Annotated in this window: 18 protein-coding genes; 9 read left to right on the top strand and 9 right to left on the bottom strand. The window is 70.2% G+C overall.

Annotation, left to right across the window (positions count from 1 at the left end; translation table 11 throughout):
- Positions 1-6 precede the first annotated feature (6 nt).
- Together ku and ACZ6ZD_RS12380 are read left to right on the top strand one after the other, a co-directional pair.
- A complete protein-coding gene (gene ku / locus ACZ6ZD_RS12385) occupies positions 7-846 on the top strand; it encodes a non-homologous end joining protein Ku (protein WP_465671172.1) in 840 nt (279 codons plus the stop codon).
- Positions 847-890: 44 nt separating this feature from the next.
- Positions 891-1,430 carry a hypothetical protein gene (locus ACZ6ZD_RS12380; RefSeq protein ID WP_465671170.1) on the top strand — a complete coding sequence of 180 codons (540 nt, stop codon included), beginning with the start codon at positions 891-893 and terminating at the stop codon, positions 1,428-1,430.
- Here ACZ6ZD_RS12380 and ACZ6ZD_RS12375 read toward each other — a convergent pair.
- Positions 1,412-2,038, bottom strand: a complete 627-nt coding sequence (locus ACZ6ZD_RS12375; protein ID WP_465671168.1) for a hypothetical protein — start codon at positions 2,036-2,038, stop codon at positions 1,412-1,414. The two genes, ACZ6ZD_RS12380 and ACZ6ZD_RS12375, sit on opposite strands and share 19 nt — an antisense overlap.
- Positions 2,039-2,165: 127 nt before the next feature.
- The gene (locus tag ACZ6ZD_RS12370; protein WP_465671166.1) at positions 2,166-3,467 is read right to left on the bottom strand and encodes an MFS transporter; all 1,302 of its coding nucleotides are present in this window, start codon (positions 3,465-3,467) and stop codon (positions 2,166-2,168) included.
- 116 nt (positions 3,468-3,583) lie between these two features.
- Between ACZ6ZD_RS12370 and ACZ6ZD_RS12365 the strand changes: the two genes are divergently transcribed.
- Entirely contained in the window at positions 3,584-4,057 is a 474-nt protein-coding gene (locus ACZ6ZD_RS12365; RefSeq protein ID WP_465671164.1) for a MarR family winged helix-turn-helix transcriptional regulator, read from the top strand.
- A 9-nt stretch (positions 4,058-4,066) separates the two neighbouring features.
- Positions 4,067-6,169, top strand: coding sequence for a thiamine pyrophosphate-dependent enzyme (locus ACZ6ZD_RS12360; protein ID WP_465671162.1), 2,103 nt, complete (start codon positions 4,067-4,069; stop codon positions 6,167-6,169).
- On the opposite strand, the gene ACZ6ZD_RS12355 is transcribed toward ACZ6ZD_RS12360, so the two are convergent.
- Complete coding sequence (locus tag ACZ6ZD_RS12355) at positions 6,162-6,644, bottom strand: DnaJ family domain-containing protein (protein ID WP_465671160.1); 483 nt, start codon at positions 6,642-6,644, stop codon at positions 6,162-6,164. The two genes, ACZ6ZD_RS12360 and ACZ6ZD_RS12355, sit on opposite strands and share 8 nt — an antisense overlap.
- Positions 6,645-6,773: 129 nt before the next feature.
- On the opposite strand from ACZ6ZD_RS12355, the gene ACZ6ZD_RS12350 reads away from it, so the two are divergent.
- Positions 6,774-8,318: an aldehyde dehydrogenase family protein gene (locus tag ACZ6ZD_RS12350; RefSeq protein WP_465671158.1), complete on the top strand. Its 1,545-nt coding sequence runs from the start codon at positions 6,774-6,776 to the stop codon at positions 8,316-8,318.
- Complete coding sequence (locus ACZ6ZD_RS12345) at positions 8,315-9,469, top strand: NAD(P)/FAD-dependent oxidoreductase (RefSeq protein WP_465671156.1); 1,155 nt, start codon at positions 8,315-8,317, stop codon at positions 9,467-9,469. The genes ACZ6ZD_RS12350 and ACZ6ZD_RS12345 overlap by 4 nt, the downstream gene beginning before the upstream one ends.
- Here the strand turns inward: ACZ6ZD_RS12345 and ACZ6ZD_RS12340 are convergent.
- The 3 genes from ACZ6ZD_RS12340 to ACZ6ZD_RS12330 all read right to left on the bottom strand — a co-directional run bounded on the left by ACZ6ZD_RS12340 (position 9,466) and on the right by ACZ6ZD_RS12330 (position 12,694).
- Positions 9,466-10,101, bottom strand: a complete 636-nt coding sequence (locus tag ACZ6ZD_RS12340; RefSeq protein ID WP_465671154.1) for a hypothetical protein — start codon at positions 10,099-10,101, stop codon at positions 9,466-9,468. The genes ACZ6ZD_RS12345 and ACZ6ZD_RS12340 overlap by 4 nt on opposite strands.
- 173 nt (positions 10,102-10,274) lie before the next feature.
- Positions 10,275-11,681 (bottom strand): aromatic amino acid lyase, encoded by a 1,407-nt coding sequence (locus ACZ6ZD_RS12335; protein ID WP_465671152.1) that lies wholly within the window; start codon positions 11,679-11,681, stop codon positions 10,275-10,277.
- Entirely contained in the window at positions 11,681-12,694 is a 1,014-nt protein-coding gene (locus ACZ6ZD_RS12330) for an ornithine cyclodeaminase family protein (protein WP_465671150.1), read from the bottom strand. Before ACZ6ZD_RS12330 ends, ACZ6ZD_RS12335 begins: the two co-directional genes overlap by 1 nt.
- Positions 12,695-12,758: 64 nt before the next feature.
- Here ACZ6ZD_RS12330 and ACZ6ZD_RS12325 point away from each other — a divergent pair, with 64 nt between their 5' ends.
- Positions 12,759-13,451 (top strand): YqeB family protein, encoded by a 693-nt coding sequence (locus tag ACZ6ZD_RS12325; protein WP_465671148.1) that lies wholly within the window; start codon positions 12,759-12,761, stop codon positions 13,449-13,451.
- On the opposite strand, the gene ACZ6ZD_RS12320 is transcribed toward ACZ6ZD_RS12325, so the two are convergent.
- From ACZ6ZD_RS12320 to ACZ6ZD_RS12310, 3 genes are read right to left on the bottom strand one after another with little or no spacing between them, the layout of a single operon-like run.
- Positions 13,448-13,834, bottom strand: coding sequence for a pilus assembly protein CpaE (locus ACZ6ZD_RS12320; RefSeq protein ID WP_465671146.1), 387 nt, complete (start codon positions 13,832-13,834; stop codon positions 13,448-13,450). The two genes, ACZ6ZD_RS12325 and ACZ6ZD_RS12320, sit on opposite strands and share 4 nt — an antisense overlap.
- Before the next feature lie 51 nt (positions 13,835-13,885).
- Entirely contained in the window at positions 13,886-14,257 is a 372-nt protein-coding gene (locus tag ACZ6ZD_RS12315) for a hypothetical protein (protein ID WP_465671144.1), read from the bottom strand.
- A gap of 27 nt (positions 14,258-14,284) precedes the next feature.
- Complete coding sequence (locus ACZ6ZD_RS12310; protein ID WP_465671142.1) at positions 14,285-15,010, bottom strand: M15 family metallopeptidase; 726 nt, start codon at positions 15,008-15,010, stop codon at positions 14,285-14,287.
- A 175-nt stretch (positions 15,011-15,185) separates the two neighbouring features.
- Here ACZ6ZD_RS12310 and ACZ6ZD_RS12305 point away from each other — a divergent pair, with 175 nt between their 5' ends.
- Together ACZ6ZD_RS12305 and ACZ6ZD_RS12300 are read left to right on the top strand one after the other, a co-directional pair.
- Complete coding sequence (locus ACZ6ZD_RS12305) at positions 15,186-16,541, top strand: sensor histidine kinase (protein ID WP_465671140.1); 1,356 nt, start codon at positions 15,186-15,188, stop codon at positions 16,539-16,541.
- A complete protein-coding gene (locus tag ACZ6ZD_RS12300) occupies positions 16,520-17,287 on the top strand; it encodes a response regulator (RefSeq protein ID WP_465671138.1) in 768 nt (255 codons plus the stop codon). The genes ACZ6ZD_RS12305 and ACZ6ZD_RS12300 overlap by 22 nt, the downstream gene beginning before the upstream one ends.
- The last annotated feature ends 57 nt before the right edge of the window (positions 17,288-17,344 follow it).

Here is a 17,344-nt window from a genome sequence, read left to right as displayed (position 1 = left end):
GCCCGCATGGCGCGATCGATCTGGAGCGGGTACATCACGTTCGGCCTGGTTTCGGTGCCGGTGGGGATGTACAGCGCGACCTCTGAGCACGAGCTGGACTTCCATCAGTTCCAGCGCGGTACGTCGGACCGGATCCGCTACAAGCGGGTGAACGAACGGACCGGGCGGGAGGTCGCGTTCGACAAGATCGTCAAGGGACACGACCTCGGGAACGGCAAGTACGTGATCGTCGAGCCGGACGAGCTCGACGACATCGCACCGGGGAAGTCGCGGTCGCTGGAGATCTCGACCTTCGTCGACCTGGACGAGATCGATCCGATCCACTTCCAGAAGAGCTACTACCTGGGTCCGAAGGACCGCGAGAACGCGTCGTCCTACGCGTTGTTGCGGGACGCGCTCGCGAAGACGAACCGGGCCGGGATCGCGAAGTTCGTGATGCGCGGCAAGGAGTATCTGGCCGCCGTCCGGGCCGACGGGAAGGTGCTCGTACTGGAGACGATGTTCTTCGCCGACGAGATCCGTGACCCGGCCAAGGAACTGAACGACCTGCCGGCGAAGTCGAAGGCGGGCAAGCAGCTGAAGATGGCGGCCGACCTGATCGAGGCGATGAGCGGCGAGTGGAAGCCGGGCGCCTACCAGGACACCTACACCGAGCGGGTCAAGAAACTCGTCGACGCCAAACGCAAGGGCAAAGAGGTCGTCACCACCGAGGAGGAGCCCGAGGCGACCACCTCGACCGACCTCGTCGCCGCCCTCCGCGCCAGCGTCGAGGAGGCCCGCAAAGCCCGCACCACCAAGAAGAAGGCCGCGCCCAAGAAGCGAACCGCCAAGAAGAAGGCCGCTTGAGGACAGTCGTGGTCCGGGGCGTCCGGGCTGATTAGCCTGGGGTCATGAGCAGTGAACCAGCCGATCTGCCGCCGGCTCGCGTGGTGGAGGTCGCCGCGCGGAACAACCTCGGGAAGTTCGAGCGGCGGGTCCAGCGGTACGTCGGTATCGGCGGGGCGTTGGTGTGTCTGGTGATTCTGGTTGTGGTCGCGAATCTGCTGGCGAACGGGCCGAACGGCGGGTGGGCCCGGGCGGCGGTGGCGGTCGGCTTGCTGATCGTCATCACGTGGGCGTACATCTGGGTTCAGCGCAAGCGCGGCGGGCTCTACCTGTACGCGGGCGGTTTCGTCGACGCCGCGGGCCGGCGGGTGATGTGTATCGCGTGGTCCGAGGTTCGGTCGATCAAGGGGCAGGCGACGCAGTTCGCCGTGGGGTCGCTGCCGGCCGGTCGCGCGGTCGGCTACGACATCGGGTTCGCGCGCTCGGAGTCCGACGTCCAGGCGGTGTGGACGTTGAACGGGACGTACGGCGACGTCCACGGGCTCGCCCAGCTGATCTCCCGGCGCTCCGGCGTCCCGCTGACCGGCTACTTACCCAACAGGTAGGTGGTGGGGTTGGGTGGGGCGCCGGCGTCGAGCCAGCGGTGGAAGCCTTCGGGGTTGCGGCGTTCGAACTCGTCGAGGCAGATGCGGCGGACCTCGGCGACGGCCTGACGGTCGCGGAAGTCGGCGCCCTGGGCGAGCTGGCCGGCGGTCTCGATCCAGACTTCGCAGAGCTCGGTGGTGGTGAGCGGGCACTTGAGGCTGGCGATCAGGGCCTCGTCCTCGAGGAGCTGCTCCTCGGTGAGGCGGCGGATGCGGCGCTGACGGCGGGAGGGCCGCGGCTCGCGATCGGGGACGGCGAGATCGACCAGGACGAGGCCGATGGCGCCGACGAGCAGGGCAGCCAGGCCGAAGGCGCCCAGGACGGCGAGCCGGACCAGGCCGGGGAGGGCGAGGATGCCGGTCGCGGCCAGGCCGGCCACCACCCAGGGCGAGAACTCCGGCGAGTCCTCGACGACATGCCGGATGACGGCGGCCAACGGCCAGACGATCCCGAACACGGTGAGTAGCAGCAAGGTCGCGCCCAACGGACCGAGCAGCAGCACGCCGGACAGGGCGCCGACCGTCGCGGCACCCAGCCCAGCGGCAATCGCCACCCGCTGCACACTCACTGCGCCCACCTCACGTCAATCCCCACCCACTACTTCGACAACGAACGGCTCGCTTCCACCGTTCCCCGTACAAAGACGTCTGGAACGTGCCGAAAGGTTGTCATCGCGGGCGCGCCAACACCAGGGCTCAGGCCGTGACCGGCTCCTCGGCGGGGACGTCGAGCGGGTTCGCCAGCTCGTCGGACGGCATCCGCCCGAAGTAGACGACGGCGATCGAGACCAGCGCCGGACCGATGCCGGCGATCAGGAAGACCGCGGTCAGCCCGATCAGCGCACCGGCCGGGCCGGCCAGCGCCATCGAGACCGGCATCAGCAGCAGCGAGACGAAGAAGTCCAGGCTCGCGATCCGCCCGCGCAGATGGTCCGGAACCCGGCGCTGCAGCAGCGTCCCCCAGATCACCATCGCCGCCGAGCCGGTCGCCCCGACCAGCGCCGCACCGGCCATCATCAACCACAGATCGCCCGCGAAACCCATCACGACCATCGGGATCGACCCGAAACCCCACATCAGCGTCATGATCGTCAGATACCGCCGCGGCAGACTGCGCGACGAGATCAGCAGGGCGCCGACCGCACCGCCGATACCGAAGGCCGCCAGCACCAGCCCGAACTCGGTCGCCCCGCCGCCCAGCTGGTCCTTCACCGCGAACGGCAGCAGCACCTCCAGCGGGCCGAGGATCAGGAGCACGAACACCGTGCCGAACAGCAGCGAAGCCAGCAGCCAGCGCGTCTTGCGGACGTAGGACCAGCCCTCCCGGATGTCGGCGAACATCGCCCGGACGCCGGTCGGCTGCTCCCCCTCGGCCACCGGCTCCTCGACCTCGGCCGCCGGGATCCGCATCGCGAGCACGCACGCCGCGGAGAAGAAGTACGTGAACGCGGCGACCAGGATCGCGAACCCCGGCGACAACGCCGCGATCGCCAATCCGCCGAGCGCCGGACCGGTCGCCTGTTGCGCGAGCGGCCGCAGCGTCCCCTCCAGGCCGTTGGCCGCGAGCAGCTCATCAGCCGGGAGCAGCTTCGGCACCAGCGCGGTGTACGCCGGGATCAGGAACGCCTCCCCCGCGCCGACCAGCACCGCCGCGGCCGCCAGGTGCCAGACCTGCAGCAGCTCGCTCAGCGCGAGGCCGGCGACCGCCAGCAGCACGACACCCCGGACGACGTCGGCCGCGACCATCACACTGCGCTGCGACAGCCGGTCGGCCGCGATCCCGCCGAACAGCACGCACACCACCAGACCGATGCTGTACGCCGTCGTGACCACGGAGAGCTGGACCGGACCACCGCCCAGCTCGATCACCTGCCAGGCGAGCGCGACCAGCCACAGCCCACTGCCCAGCAGGGCCACCGCCAGACCGGTCCACAGCAATCGGTAGTTGCGGTGCCGGAGCGGCCGAACCGCCTTCCAGCCCGTACCTGCCTCGCTCACGACCTGCCTCCGTTCTCGTCCGTACCGAGTCTCGCACCCGGCCCGGACAGGATACGCAGATGAACAGTTCACACGTCAACTGTTTATTCGTGCACGCACCGACGTACACTGATCGTATGGCGCAGGAGATGACTCCCACACAACTCCAGGCCTGGCGAGCGTTGTACCGCGCGGACACCCTGTTGTTCACGCATATCGAGAACACGCTCCGGACCAGGCTGAAGATGAGCTACTTCGAGCACGAGGTACTGCGCATCCTGGACGCCGCCGGCGGCCGGATCCGGATGGCCCCGCTGGCCGAGCAGCTGATGATCTCGCGCAGCGGCGCGACCCGCCTGGTCGGCAAGCTCGAGGAGAAGGACGGGTACGTCGCCCGCCGGAACACCCCCGAGGACCGGCGCGCGACCTGGGCCGAGCTGACCGACGACGGCCGGAAGGCGCTCAAGGAGGCTCAACCCGTGGTCGAGGCTGTGGTCGCGACGTTCTTCGCGGATCATGTATCGAATGAGGACCTTCGCGCCGCGAGCCGGATCCTGGACGTGCTGGCCGACGCCAACCCGAACGACGACGGTTTCGACTGCGGCCTCTAGGCCGCGCCGATGACCGCGGTCGACCAGCGGTTCGCCGAGCGCGTCCGCGCCCTCCAGCCCGCCCCCTGCGAATACCCGGCCGACCTGCTGCGCAGCCTGTACGACGCGCAGCTGGGCAGCCGGCATGCCGACCTGGCCGCGCGCTGGCTGCAGGCTCAGGGCCAGGGCTTCTACACGATCGGCTCCGCGGGTCACGAGGGCAACGCGGCCGTCGCCGCCGCGTTGCGCCCGACCGATCCCGCGCTGCTGCACTACCGATCCGGCGCGTTCTACCTGGCCCGGGCCGAGCAGTGCGGCGCGAAGGACGGCCTGCGGGACATCCTGCTCGGCGTCGCCGCCGCGACCAGCGAGCCGATCGCCGGCGGCCGGCACAAGGTGTTCGGCCGGCACGACCTGGCGATCATCCCGCAGACGTCGACGATCGCGTCCCACCTGCCACGGGCGATGGGCGTCGCGTTCTCGATGAACCGCGCGGCGAAGCTCGGCGTCCCGTCGCCCTGGCCGGCGGACGCGATCGTCGTGACCAGCTTCGGCGACGCCTCGGCCAACCACTCGACCGCCACCGGCGCGATCAACGCGGCGCTGCACGCGTCGTACCAGGGCCTGCCGATGCCGCTGCTGCTGGTCTGCGAGGACAACGGCCTCGGCATCAGCGTGCGGACGCCGGACGGCTGGATCAAACAGGCCTACGGCCACCGGCCCGGCCTCCGGTACTTCGACGCCGACGGGACCGATCTCGCGGCGACTCTGGAGATGACGACCGAGGCGGCGACGTTCGTCCGCCGCAACCGGCGTCCGGCGTTCTTGCGGCTGCGGACGGTCCGGCTGCTCGGCCATGCCGGGTCGGACGTCGAGGCGGCGTACCGAAGTCCGGCCGAGGTCACCGCCGAGGAGGAGCTGGATCCGTTGCTGGGGACGGCGAGACGTCTGCTCGGCGCGGGTCTGAGCGCCGACGAGGTGATCGACCGCTATGAGGACAAGCGCGCGGAGGCGATGCGGATCGCGGCCGAGGTGGCCGGCCTGCCGCAGCTCTCGTCCGCCGAGGTGATCGCGGCGCCGCTGCGCTTCCCGGAGCCGGCCGCGGTCGCCGAGGCGCTGCCACAGCCGAGTCGCACGACGGACCGGCTGACCTTGAGCCAGTCGATCAACCGCGCGCTGGCCGACGTCCTCGCGGCCTACCCGGAGGCGATGGTGTTCGGCGAGGACGTCGGGCGTAAAGGCGGCGTGTACGGCGTCACCCGTGGGCTGCAGAAGACGTTCGGCCCGGCCCGGGTCTTCGACACCCTGCTCGACGAGCAGTCGATCCTCGGTCTCGCGCTCGGCGCGGGCGTCTCCGGGCTGCTCCCGCTGCCCGAGATCCAGTACCTGGCCTACCTGCACAACGCCGAGGACCAGCTGCGCGGTGAGGCCGCGTCCCTGAAGTTCTTCTCCCAGGAGCAGTACCAGAACCCGATGGTGTTGCGGATCGCCGGCTACGGCTACCAGAAGGGTTTCGGCGGCCACTTCCACAACGACGACGCGATCGCCGTCCTCAGAGATATCCCCGGGATCGTGATCGCCTCCCCGTCCCGCCCGGACGACGCGGCCGCGATGCTGCACACCTGCGCGGCCGCGGCACGGGCCGCGGGCACCGTCAGCGTCTTCCTGGAGCCGATCGCGCTCTACCACCGGCGCGATCTGTACGACGAAGCCGACGACGCCTGGTCGACGCCGTACCCGACCGCGCCGGTCCCGCTCGGTCGCGGTCGCACGTACGGCGGGGGCACCGAGCTGACGCTGGTGACGTTCGGCAACGGCGTGCCGATGAGCCTGCGCGTCGCGGCGCGGGTTCCCGGCGTCCGGGTGCTCGACCTGCGCTGGCTGGCGCCGTTACCGGTGGAGGATTTGTTGCGGGAGGCAACAGCTACCGGCCGGGTCCTGGTCGTCGACGAGACCCGGCGCTCGGGCGGCGTCTCCGAGGGCATCCTGGCCGCGCTGGTCGACCACGGCTTCACCGGCCGGATGGCCCGCGTGACCAGCTACGACTCGTACGTTCCGCTCGGCGCGGCCGCGCACCACGTGCTGCTCGACGAGGCGACCATCGAAGCGGCGGCGCGCGACCTGCTCAGCTGAACAACCGCTGCCAGATCGACCGGCGTCGCGGCCGCTCCGCGGCGGCGCCGGCCTCCGTCCGCTCGACCGGCGGACCGTCGTGGTCCATCCGCCACTGGGCGACCACGGCCGCCTCGTCGACCTTGCCGACCGGGACGACCGGGCCGGTGGTGTCGCGGATCGCGAGCAGGATCCGCCGATTCAGATCGGTCAGGTACTCCCGCACCTCGGACTCGCGGCGCATCCGCGCGACCGTCTCGGCGACCTTCTGCTTCTCCTTGCGGAGCAGCACCGCCGGCGGCAGCAGCGCCTCGGAGTCCAGGTTCTCGCGCTTGATGAAGTCCTTCACCCACCAGTCGGGGTCGTGCTTGTCCGCGAGTTTCAGCGGTTTGCCCGCCCCCGGCAGGTCGTCGAACTGACCCGCCTTCTCGGCGTCCTTGACCTGGTGGTCGACCCACTCCTGGAACGACACGTTCGGCGGCTTGCGGCTCGTCATCGTCACACCTCGCTGTCTCATCGACAGGTTACTCCGGAGATCCATCCTACGAGCTTGTGAATGCAATCACAAGAGCGCGTCGCGGTCCGTCCGCCTAGAGTTGGGGACACCGTCCGAGAGGGGAAGCTGATGGGTGTCGAGGTGCTGTCCGTAGTGGCCGGGGAGCGGGTCGCGGAGGTCGTACGCCGAAGCGAGTCGACCAACCCGGCGCAGCTGACCGATGTGGTCGGGACAGTGGGCAGCGCGACGCCGGAGGTGTTCGTCCGGGCCGCGCAGGCAGCTCGTGGCGCCCAGAGCGCGTGGGCTGCGACACCGGCGCCGCAGCGCGGCCAGGTGATCGCGAACGTCGGCCGCTTGTTCACGGCGAACAAGGAGCGGCTGGCCGCCCTGGTCACCCGCGAGATCGGCAAGCCGATCGCCGAAGCGCGCGGCGAGGTGCAGGAGATCATCGACACCTGCGACTTCTTCATCGGCGAGGGCCGGCGGCTGTACGGCCAGACCGTGCCGTCGGAGATGCCGGACAAGCAGCTGTTCACCTTCCGGCGGCCGATCGGGACCGTCGCGGTCATCTCGGCCGGCAACTTCCCGGTCGCCGTCCCGTCCTGGTACATCGTCCCGGCGCTGCTCTGCGGTAACACCGTCGTCTGGAAGCCCGCGGAGTACTCCTCGGTGGTCTCCGACGCGTTCTACGAGATCTTCGCGCACGGCGGCGTCCCGGCCGGCGTCCTCAACGTCGTGTACGCCGATGGCCCGGACACGTTCGCCGGGTTGGAGCAGGCGCTGCAGGCCGGGCTGATCGACAAGGTCGGCTTCACCGGTTCCAGCGCGGTCGGGACGCAGATCGGCGAGCTGTGCGGCCGCCACCTGCAGACGCCGTGCCTGGAGCTCGGCGGGAAGAACCCGATGGTGGTCAGCGCGAAGGCCGACCTCGACCTGGCCGTCGAAGGCGCGCTCTTCTCCGGTTTCGGCACCGCCGGTCAGCGTTGCACGTCACTCGGCACGGTCATCGTCCACGAGTCCGTCCATGCCGAGTTCGTCGAGCGTTTCGCCGCGGCCGTCGCGGCGGCGAAGATGGGCGACCCGACGCAGGACGTGCTGTTCGGCCCGTTGCTGGACGAGAAGTTCGCCGCGGGGTTCGAGAAGTCGCTGGGCTGGATCGCCGCCCATCACACCGTGCTCGGCGCGACCGGCCGGGTCGGCGCGGACAACCCGCGCGCCGGTTTCGTCGGCGACCCGGCGGCCGGGCTGTTCTACCACCCGGTGATCGTGGACGGCGTCCGTCCGGACGACGAGCTGTTCCGGAACGAGACCTTCGGGCCGATCGTCGGCGTCACGACGTACTCCACCCTCGACGAGGCGATTGCCTTGGGCAACAAACCGGGGTACGGGTTGTCCAGCTCGATCTACACCACCGACCCGAACGAGGCGTTCCGGTTCGCGCAGGGCATCTCGGCGGGGATGGTCAGTGTGAACAACTCGACGTCCGGTGCGGAGGCGCATCTGCCGTTCGGCGGGAACGGCAAGTCCGGGAACGGATCGCGGCAGAGCGGGATCTGGGTACTCGACCAGTTCACCCGATGGCAGTCGATGAACTGGGACTACTCCGGGAAGCTGCAGAAGGCGCAAATGGATACCGGGACCGTCGAGGCGGATCTCGACTTCCTGCTGCCATGACCGCGCTGCCCGAGGCCGCCGACGTGGTGATCATCGGCGGCGGGGTGATCGGGACGAGTATCGCGTTCCACCTGGCCGAGGCCGGGGTGGAGCGGGTGCTGCTGCTGGAGCGGAACGCGCTCGGCTCCGGCTCGACGTCGAAGGCGGCCGGCGGCGTCCGAGCGAACTTCTCCGACGACCTGAACATCGCGCTCGGCGCTCGCAGCCTGGCGGCGTTCGCCGATTTCGCGCGGCGACCTGGCCAGGAGATCGATCTGCACCGGGTCGGCTACCTGTTCCTGCTGGAGAACGACGACCAGCTGGAGCTGTTCCGGGAGAGCACAATCCGGCAGCGCGCGGTCGGGCTGCCGACCCGGATGGTCCGGGTCGAGGAGGCGCTCGAGCTGGCGCCGATCCTCGCGCCGGAAGGGCTGGCCGGCGCCTGCTTCTCAGCGGCCGACGGGCACTGTACGCCGGAGTCCGTCGTCCTCGGCTACGCGACCGCGGCCCGGCGCCTCGGGGCGACGCTGCTGACCGGGTGCGACGTCCTCGAAGTCGATGCCATTGGCAACCGAATCAGCGCCGTCCGGACCAGCCTGGGCACCGTGCGGACGAGCACGGTGATCTGCGCGGCCGGCGCCTGGTCGACGGCATTGGCCGCGCCGCTCGGCGTCAATCTGCCGGTCACACCGCTGCGCCGGCAGATCGTCGTCACCGAGCCGATCCCGGAGCTGCCGCGGAACATGCCGATGACGATCGACTTCACCAGCACCTACTACTTCCATCAGGAGGGGCCCGGGCTGCTGATCGGGATGTCCGATCCGGACGAGCTCCCTGGCTTCCACCTCGACCGTTCCGACACCTGGCTGCCGCGCCTGACCGACGCGATCGAACGGCGGACGCCGTCCCTACTCGATGTCGGCCTGCAGAGCGGCTGGGCCGGGCTCTACGAGGTGACGCCGGATCACGACGCGCTGGTCGGCGAGGCGGGCGGGTTGTCGCGATTCCTCTACGCGACCGGCTTTTCCGGGCACGGCTTCCTGCAGGGGCCGGCGATCGGCGAGATTATCCGCGACCTCTACCTCGGCCGCCGGCCGTTCGTCGACATCAGCCCGATGGACGCCGACCGCTTCGGCACCGACCACCGGCGAACCGAGCGGAACGTGGTCTAGCGCGACTGCTCTTCCCAGTTGTCGGGGTCGCAGAGCTCCGGATCCCAGCCGCGGTCGATGCAGTACTGCCGGAGGATCTCCTCGCGGGTCGACGGCCGGGCGGACGTCGGACGCGACGGCTGCACCGGCTTCGTCGTCTTGACCGGGGTCGACGGCTTGACCTCTTCGGTCGGCCGCTCGCTGGTCTTGGTCCGGGTCGGCCGCTTGGTCGGCTCGGCCTTGACCCGCAGCGGCGTACTGCTCGGCGTCCGGGACGGCGTCGTACTCGGCACCTTCGGCGGGACGACGACCTTCGGCGAGGCCGACGGCATCGGCGTCGGCGTCGAGTCGGTGATCGAATGCGCGGCGCCGGCGTTCTGCTGGTCACCGCCGAACAGGCCGACCGCGGACAACGACCACACGATCACCCCGAGGACGACGACCAGCGCACCGGCCCCGGCGTACACGGCGCGGCTGGACGGACCGGCGTACCGGCCGATCGGGCCGCGGACCGGATTGCCCTTGCCGTCGACCCAGAACTGCCAGTCGTCCGGCGCGGGCGGCCAGGACGGCTCCGGACGCCAGGTCTTCGGCGGAACCCAACTTCGGCGGGGCGGCGACGGCCAGGTCGGAGGGACCACGAACCGCTTCAACGACTTCCTCCAAGTCCACCGCACGCGCGCCAGGCTACTGGATACAGACCGGCGCCTGACACCCCGGTCAGGTCAGCTTTTCGTTAGATCACCCTTCCAACGACACAGCACCCCGGCGAGCTACTTACGACTCACCCTCGGACGGCGTGTCGGGCTCGCTTTTTCGATCAACCTCACGGCGCGAGCACGGTCTCCAGCAGGCGGGTCAGATCGGCCCCGAAGGGGCGATCGGCCTCGATCGGCGGGACGACGTCCGCTGTCGCCTGGAGCAGGCCGGGCGGGAGCGGGCGCTTCGCGAGCAGGTGTGCTTGGTAGACGGCGAGCAGTTCGCAGGCGGTCACCTCGCGGGTCAGGCGGATCGCCTCGGCGAGGTTGCCGACCGCCTCCCAGGAGAAGCTCTGCACGTCTTCCTGGCCGTTCGACGTTTCCACCGTCCCGATGCCGGTCGGCAGCGCACACCGCCGTAACCGATGCGTCGTCGCCACCGCCCGTTTGTGCACCGCCACCAACCCGGCCTGCGGCCCCGGCACGAACGCGAGCTGCGCGTTCAGCCCCGTCACATTCGGATCGAGTAGCCGATGCAGCCGGGCCGCCGAAACCTCCGCGGCATGTGCCAACGCGACCACCAAGTGATCGCAGTACGCCGTCAGCTCGATCCCGTGGAACCCCGCCGTCCCCACGAACTCTCCACCCAGGAAGGCCGGCGAATCCATCACCCCCGCGAACGCCCGCTCCACCGCGTCGTCCAGATCACCGATCGCCCGCCGCACATAAGCCCCCACCTGCCCTGCCACCCGAAACGAAACGGCAGCCTGCAACCCCCGCGGCTCCCCCTCCACCCCCGCCAGCTCCCGAATCCGCCCCAGCTCCCCCGCCAGCACCGCATCCCCCCGCCCGAGCAACTCGCCGTACGGCGCCCGGTTCGCACCCACCACCGCAATCGCCCCAGCCGCTACACAGGTGAGCTGATCCGCCAACCGCCGAGCCCGCGCGACCTGAACGGCCGCCCGCCCCGCAGCCCCCGGAACCCCAGCCAACAAAGCAATCCCCTCCTTCGGCCCAAGCTCGAACGCCGTAGGCCGATCCACCCCCTCGTCGTCGCCGAGGGCGGCGGGGGCGGTCTGGGCGGCTCCGCTGATGAGGGGGGTCATGGCGTGGGCCAGGGGGATGATCTCGCCCGCCGAGCCGGCTCCGGAGGCTGGGATTTGGGGTAGCAGTCCGCTGTTGATGAGGGCTAGTAGTTGCTCGATGAGCTGTACGGAGACGGCGGCGTCGCCGGTGAGGAGGGTGCGGAGGCGGGCGAGGAGCACTGCCCGGGTTTCGGTGGGGTCGAGCCAGGGTGGGCCGCCGACCGCCCGGGCCAGGAGGAGGTTGCGTTGGTGGACGGCTTGTTCGGCGGTGGTGAGGCGGACTTTGCTGAGGGCGCCCATGCCGGTGTTGACGCCGTAGACGGGGTCGCCTGCGGCGAGGCTGGTCAGGGCTGCGGCGCGGACGGCGGCCAAGTGGTCGAGGAGGGGCTGGGCGAGCTCGATCGGCTCGGGGCTGGTCGGGTCGACATCCGCGGGCTTCGTGATCAGCATCAGTGGAACCGCAGCATCGTGCCGACCTCGGCCGCCTCGGCGCGACGCAGGATCAGGTGTGCGATCGCGACGTCCAGTAACGACAGGCCGCGATGCCAGAAGAGGTTGCGCTCGGCATCGTTCTCCCGCCCGGGCTTCGCGCCGGCGACGACCTGACCGAGCTCGGCGTACAGGCTCGCGGGCGACAGCCGACCGGTGTCGACATGCCGGCGGAGCGCGCCGAACCGCCCGGACTGCGCCTCACGCCAGTCGTCGACGACCACCTTGTCCATCACGTCGAGCAGGTCGAGCTCGACCGCGCTGATCGTCCCGTAGGGCACCACGAAGGCGCCAGGCCGGACGGCGGCCGTCCGCAGCAACGGCTCGGGCTCCAGCAGCCGCGTCGCCTCGACCAGGACGTCGGCGCCGTCGAACGCCTCCTCGGCCGTCGCGAACACCCGCACCGGCGTGGACAACTCCGCCGACAGCTCGGCCGCGAACTTCTCCCGGGACTCCGGCCGCCGCGACGTCACCCGGATCTCGTCCAGGTCGAACAGATCGTCGAGCATCGTGACGTTCCACCAGGCGGTCCCGCGGGCGCCGGCGTGCGCGAGGATCTTGCTGTCCGGCCGCGCCAGGTACCGCGCGCCGACCGTCGTCATCGCGCCCGTCCGCGCGGCGGTGATGAAGGTCGCGTCCAGGACGGCGAGCGGGACGCCGGTCGTCGGGTCGAACAGCGTCGCCATCGCCAGCTCGCTCGGCAGCCCGCGCTGGTAGTTGGGGACGAAGTCGCCGACCACCTTGACGCCGCTGATGCCGTGCTCGCCGAGGCCGTCCAGATGCCCGCGGAGGATGTTGAAATGGCCGATGCCGCCGTTGTCCGGCGTCAGGTGCACCCGCGGTTCGAAGCTGGTCCGGCCCAGGCCGTGCTCGCGGACGGCGTCCTCGACCGCGTCGACGAGCTCCGTGCGGGTCAGTCCGAGCGAGTCGATCTCCGGGCCACTCAGGAAGCGCAGCCAGATACCGTCGGTCACCTTGTCTCCTTCGGTCGTCGTGGTTCGATACTAAAGTTCCCGCCCCGGGCGCTAGTTTTTGAGCATGCAGGCGAAGACCGTGATCGGGCACTCGACCCTCGACAAGCTGATCCTGTTCGGCGGGCTGCCCGTCGTCGGGCTCGTGCTCGGGTTCTTCCTGCCCCGGTTCGCCGACTGGGCAGTCACCAAACCCTGGGTGCCGTGGAAGGGGCTCTTCGAGGTGATCGGGCGCGGGGACGCCTGGTGGGTGGTGCTGATCTGCACGGTCGTCGGCGGGCTGGCCGGCGTCCTGCTCGGCGCGATCGCGCTCGACGACACGCTCAAGGTGACGATCACCCACGAGTCGGTGGAGTTCCTCAAACACGAGAAGACGCTGTCCGTGCCGCGGGCGAAGGTCTCGGTCGCGTTCCTGGACGGCAAGGAGATCGTGCTGCTCGACGCGACCTCGAAGGAGCTGGCCCGGGAGAAACACGACCAGCTCAAGGGCGAGGCCAAACAGATCCCGCAGGCCTTCCGCGCCCACGGCTACCCCTGGACCGACTCCGACCCCTACGAGAGCCGCTTCCGGCGCTGGGTCGAGGACGAGCCCGAGCTGCCGCCGACCGTCAACGCCCTGCTCCGGGCCCGCGCCCGCAGCTTCGACGACGACAAGGGCAAGGCCGACCTCCGCGAACTCCGCGACGAGGTCACCAAACTCGGCTTCACCGTGAAGGACCGGGACAAGAAGCAGTACTGGCGGCCGACGACGCCGAACTAGTTCTCGACCAGATGCAGGACCGCGGTCGCATAAGCCTGTTCGGCGTCCGCAGCGGTGTGCGTACTGTCGGTCAGCTCGACGGCGAACCCCTCAGGCGTGGCCGCCAGCGACTGGAAATGCGCGCCCAGCAAGGCCCGTAGCTGTTCTTCACGCGGCAGCCAGATGACTTCGCGCTGCTCGATGCTGTCGAGGGCCCACTCGGTGGTGCCGTTGAAGCCGATCACCTTGCTGCCCTGGTAGTCGTGCACCTCGACGGTCATGTCGCTCACCACGAACACGTCGTCGTCCATCTCCCGGTCCGGGACCACGAACCGGTCCCCGGCCGAGGGCGCCCAGAGCACCCCGGCCTGACGCAGTCGCCCGGCCTGCTCGATCGTGATCACCCCTCCATCTTCACCGCATGACACAAACCACGCAGGAGGGCCGGGCGAGTTTCAGCGGCTGAGCGCCGCCCGGAGCTCGGCCGCGCGGTGAGCGATCCGATCCCGAACCTCGGTGGTGAGCGGCAGGTCGAGCAGCGCGGTCGCCTGCAGCAGGCTCAGACCGAGCTCGGCGCGCAGCCGGCGGACGGCGGTCTCCCGGTCGGCCGAGGTCGCGAGCAGCGCCGACACCTCGTCGCGCCGCTCGAACGCGGCCAGGACGCCGTCGTAGATCTCCAGCTGGGTGTACGCCGATCGGTCCGGCTCGGGCACGACTGCCTCCGTCGTCTTCTCGTTGCTCCGAACCACCTGCCGCCACAACGCGGGGACGGCGAGCCGGGAGCGCGTGTAGCGCAGGGGCAGCGGCTGTGCGTAGGTCATCGTCATCATCGGCTCCTGGGAGGTAGTTGCGGACTATCGGGATTTCGCCACGCTGTGGGGTTCACGGGGTGGGCAGGCGCGACCAGGCGACGTGATCGCCTCGAAGTGCCAGGGTTCGTTGTCGTAGCGGCGGCAGATGCCGAAGCGGTAGCCGTTCTTGTCCAGCCAGCTCATGGCCGCGGCCGGAGCGATGTCGACCGCCTTGCCGTGCACGTGGGCGGAGTCCTCGGGCGGTAACACCCAGCGCGCCGCCGCCTTGCGCGAGCCGTACTTCGCGACCGCCGCGTCGAAGAGCCGCTGCTGCTTGGCGTAGCTACGCCGTCCGGAGTTGATCCGGATCGTGACGCCGTCGGCGCGCGCGGTCACCATCGCCTTCTTCAGCCGGGTGCGCAGTTTCGGCGCCAGCCCGGCGAGGCTCTCCTCGTCGTACTCGGCGGTCTTCTTGGGCACCGGCTTCGGCTTCCGCGTGACGCTCTTCGGCGGCGTCGAGACAGTGGCCTTGGGCAGCGTCGGTTTCGGCTTCGGAGTCGACGGCGTCGACTTCGACCGCAGCGTCGCGGTCGGCGGCGCGGCGGCCGGCGGCGCGCTCAGCCCCGAGACGACCGGCTCCTTGTCCGCGGCGGGTTTGAAGAGCTCGCCCAGCTGGGTGTGCCAGATCAGGAGGGAGCCGACCAGGGTGATCAGGACGGCGACCGCCGTGACCGACAGCGACCGCTTACGCACCGCGTGCCTCGGCCGCGGCGGCAGGTCGTTGGTCATGGGGTACAGCCTCTCGGATCGGCACGGTCGCCACATCGGCCCCAGGGACCGTCCTCGCGGGCCGGAAGTAGGCCGTGAGTATCAGATCGGACGTCCCGACTCCTCCAAAAGTTGGAGACTTACCCGACCGGGCTGACGAAGCGTTATCGAGCACCGGATGACTACGCTGGGCGACATGACCCGATGGCGACGCCTCACCCAGCTCCAGCAGGACCTCCTGCTGGCCGCGGGCGCCGGCATCATCTGGTTCGTCGCGCTGGAGCTGATCAACGACACGTGGCTGCGTCCCCGCAACCCGATGGTCTCCGTCGTCACCGGCGTCTTCCTGGTCGCGACCATCGCCTTCGGACGCCGTCGTCCGCGGACGACACTGATCGCGGTCTCGATCCTCTACCCCTTCGTGTACGCCGCCGTCGGCACCGGCCTGGCCGCGCAGCTCGGGTTCGCCGTCTTCGGCCAGCCCAAGATCGCGGACGCCGCGCTGCAGTCCGAGATCCACCTCGCGCCGCTCCTGGTGGCCGGCTACCTCGCCGCGGCGAACGGCGTCCGCCGGCTGGTCAGCGGGTTCTTCGCGATGGGCAGCCTGGCCGGGCTGATGATCGGGCTGCCGACCGTGGTCGCGATCGTGCTCGGCCATTCGAACCGCGCGATCATGTACGGCACCCGCTACCAGAATCTGCCGAGCGACCTGCAGAGTCTCTACAGCTACATCAACGTGTCGCTGTTCGTGTTCGCCGAGGGGCTGATCTGCGGCATGGTGTTGCTCGGCGCCGACGTCCACCGGCGGCGGAAGAACCTCGCCGTCCTGGAGCAGCGCAACGCCGAGCTGGTTCGGCTGCGCGCGGTCGAGGCCGAGCGGGCCGCGGTCGCCGAGCGCACCCGGATCGCCCGCGACCTGCACGACGTCATCTCGCACCACGTCAGCGCCGTGGTGATCCGGGCCCAGGCGGCCGACCGAGTCGCCGACCAGCGGCCCGAGGTACTCCGCGAGGCGATCCGCTGGATCATTGCCAGCGGCAAGGAAGCCCTGAGCGCGATGCGGGAGACCGTGCGGGTGCTGAACACCGCCCAGTCCGGGAGCGAGCTGGCCACCGGATCCGGCGGCGGGACGGCGCCCGTCCCGGATCTGGACGACGTCGCCCGGATGGGCGAGCGGCTCAAGGCGGTCGGCATCGACGTCGCGATGGTGCTCCCGAGCCGGCAGCAGCAGCTCACCACGGCCACCGAGCTGACCGCCGTCCGGATCATCCAGGAGGCGCTGACCAACGTGATGGTGCACGCGAAGGCGACCGCCGCGCGAGTGACCTGGCAGAGTGGGCCGCAGGGCGAGCTGCTCACGATCGACGACAACGGCAGCGGCGGTCCGCCGCCGGTGAACGTGCTGGAGACCGCCCGGCGGAGCGAGAGCGGCCGCGGCAACGGGCTGATCGGAATGCGGGAACGGGCCACAGCGGTCGGCGGCACCCTCGCCGTCGCGGCCGGCCCCCTGGGTGGATGGAGAGTGCAGGCATGGCTGCCGCCGCAGAGCTGACGGAGACCGAGCAGGGTCAGATCCGGATCCTGGTCGCCGACGACCAGGGCGTCATCCGGATGGGCCTGGCGATGATCCTCGACCACGAGCCGGACCTGACCACGGTCGCCCAGGCCGGGGACGGCGAGGAGGCGCTCCGGCTGATCGAGCAGTACGACCCGGACGTCGTCCTGATGGACATCCGGATGCCGGTGATGGACGGCCTGGTCGCCACCGAGCGGATCACCGCGGCGAACAAGGCCTCCGGCCGGTCGAAGCCCGCCGTCCTGGTGCTGACCACGTTCGACGATGAGGCGTACGTGCTGAGCGCCGTCCGGGCCGGGGCCTCCGGCTTCCTGCTCAAGGACACCGATCCCGATCTGCTGGTCTCCGCCGTCCGCGCCGTCCACCGCGGCGACTCGCTGGTCGACCCGGCGTCCACTCGGGTGCTGCTGGAGCGTTGCGTCGAGCTCGAGCGTCAGGTCGGGGGCGCAGCGCCCAGCGCGCCCGCCCAGCCGGACGCGCGCTGGGTCGGGATGCTGTCCCAGCTGAGCGAGCGCGAGCGCGAGATCCTGGTCTGGATGGCCCGCGGCCTCTCGAACCGCGACCTCGCCACCAAACTCTTCGTCAGCGAGACCACGGTCAAGACCCACGTCAGCAGCGTGCTCTCCAAGCTGGGCCTGTCGAGTCGCGTCCAGGCCGTCGTCGTCGCCTACGAGGCCGGCGTTGTCCGCCCCGGCGAGGCCGACGTCCGCTGGGAGTCCTAGAGGAACACCCAGGCCGCCACCCCCGCGGCGACAAGCAGTAGCACAACGGTCACCAGC

This window comes from Kribbella sp. NPDC104218, assembly GCF_055584105.1.
Note: the sequence above shows the minus strand (reverse complement) of the source record. Positions and strands in the feature narration are given on the sequence as shown.

Bases quoted from the DNA above. Each gene is read 5' to 3' on its own strand.
- ku (WP_465671172.1), top strand. From the start codon at position 7: ATGGCGCGATCGATCTGGAGCGGGTACATCACGTTCGGCCTGGTTTCG.
- ACZ6ZD_RS12380 (WP_465671170.1), top strand. From the start codon at position 891: ATGAGCAGTGAACCAGCCGATCTGCCGCCGGCTCGCGTGGTGGAGGTC.
- ACZ6ZD_RS12365 (WP_465671164.1), top strand. From the start codon at position 3,584: ATGGCGCAGGAGATGACTCCCACACAACTCCAGGCCTGGCGAGCGTTG.
- ACZ6ZD_RS12360 (WP_465671162.1), top strand. From the start codon at position 4,067: ATGACCGCGGTCGACCAGCGGTTCGCCGAGCGCGTCCGCGCCCTCCAG.
- ACZ6ZD_RS12355 (WP_465671160.1), bottom strand. From the start codon at position 6,644: ATGACGAGCCGCAAGCCGCCGAACGTGTCGTTCCAGGAGTGGGTCGAC.
- ACZ6ZD_RS12350 (WP_465671158.1), top strand. From the start codon at position 6,774: ATGGGTGTCGAGGTGCTGTCCGTAGTGGCCGGGGAGCGGGTCGCGGAG.
- ACZ6ZD_RS12345 (WP_465671156.1), top strand. From the start codon at position 8,315: ATGACCGCGCTGCCCGAGGCCGCCGACGTGGTGATCATCGGCGGCGGG.
- ACZ6ZD_RS12335 (WP_465671152.1), bottom strand. From the start codon at position 11,681: ATGCTGATCACGAAGCCCGCGGATGTCGACCCGACCAGCCCCGAGCCG.
- ACZ6ZD_RS12325 (WP_465671148.1), top strand. From the start codon at position 12,759: ATGCAGGCGAAGACCGTGATCGGGCACTCGACCCTCGACAAGCTGATC.
- ACZ6ZD_RS12315 (WP_465671144.1), bottom strand. From the start codon at position 14,257: ATGACGATGACCTACGCACAGCCGCTGCCCCTGCGCTACACGCGCTCC.
- ACZ6ZD_RS12310 (WP_465671142.1), bottom strand. From the start codon at position 15,010: ATGACCAACGACCTGCCGCCGCGGCCGAGGCACGCGGTGCGTAAGCGG.
- ACZ6ZD_RS12305 (WP_465671140.1), top strand. From the start codon at position 15,186: ATGACCCGATGGCGACGCCTCACCCAGCTCCAGCAGGACCTCCTGCTG.
- ACZ6ZD_RS12300 (WP_465671138.1), top strand. From the start codon at position 16,520: ATGGCTGCCGCCGCAGAGCTGACGGAGACCGAGCAGGGTCAGATCCGG.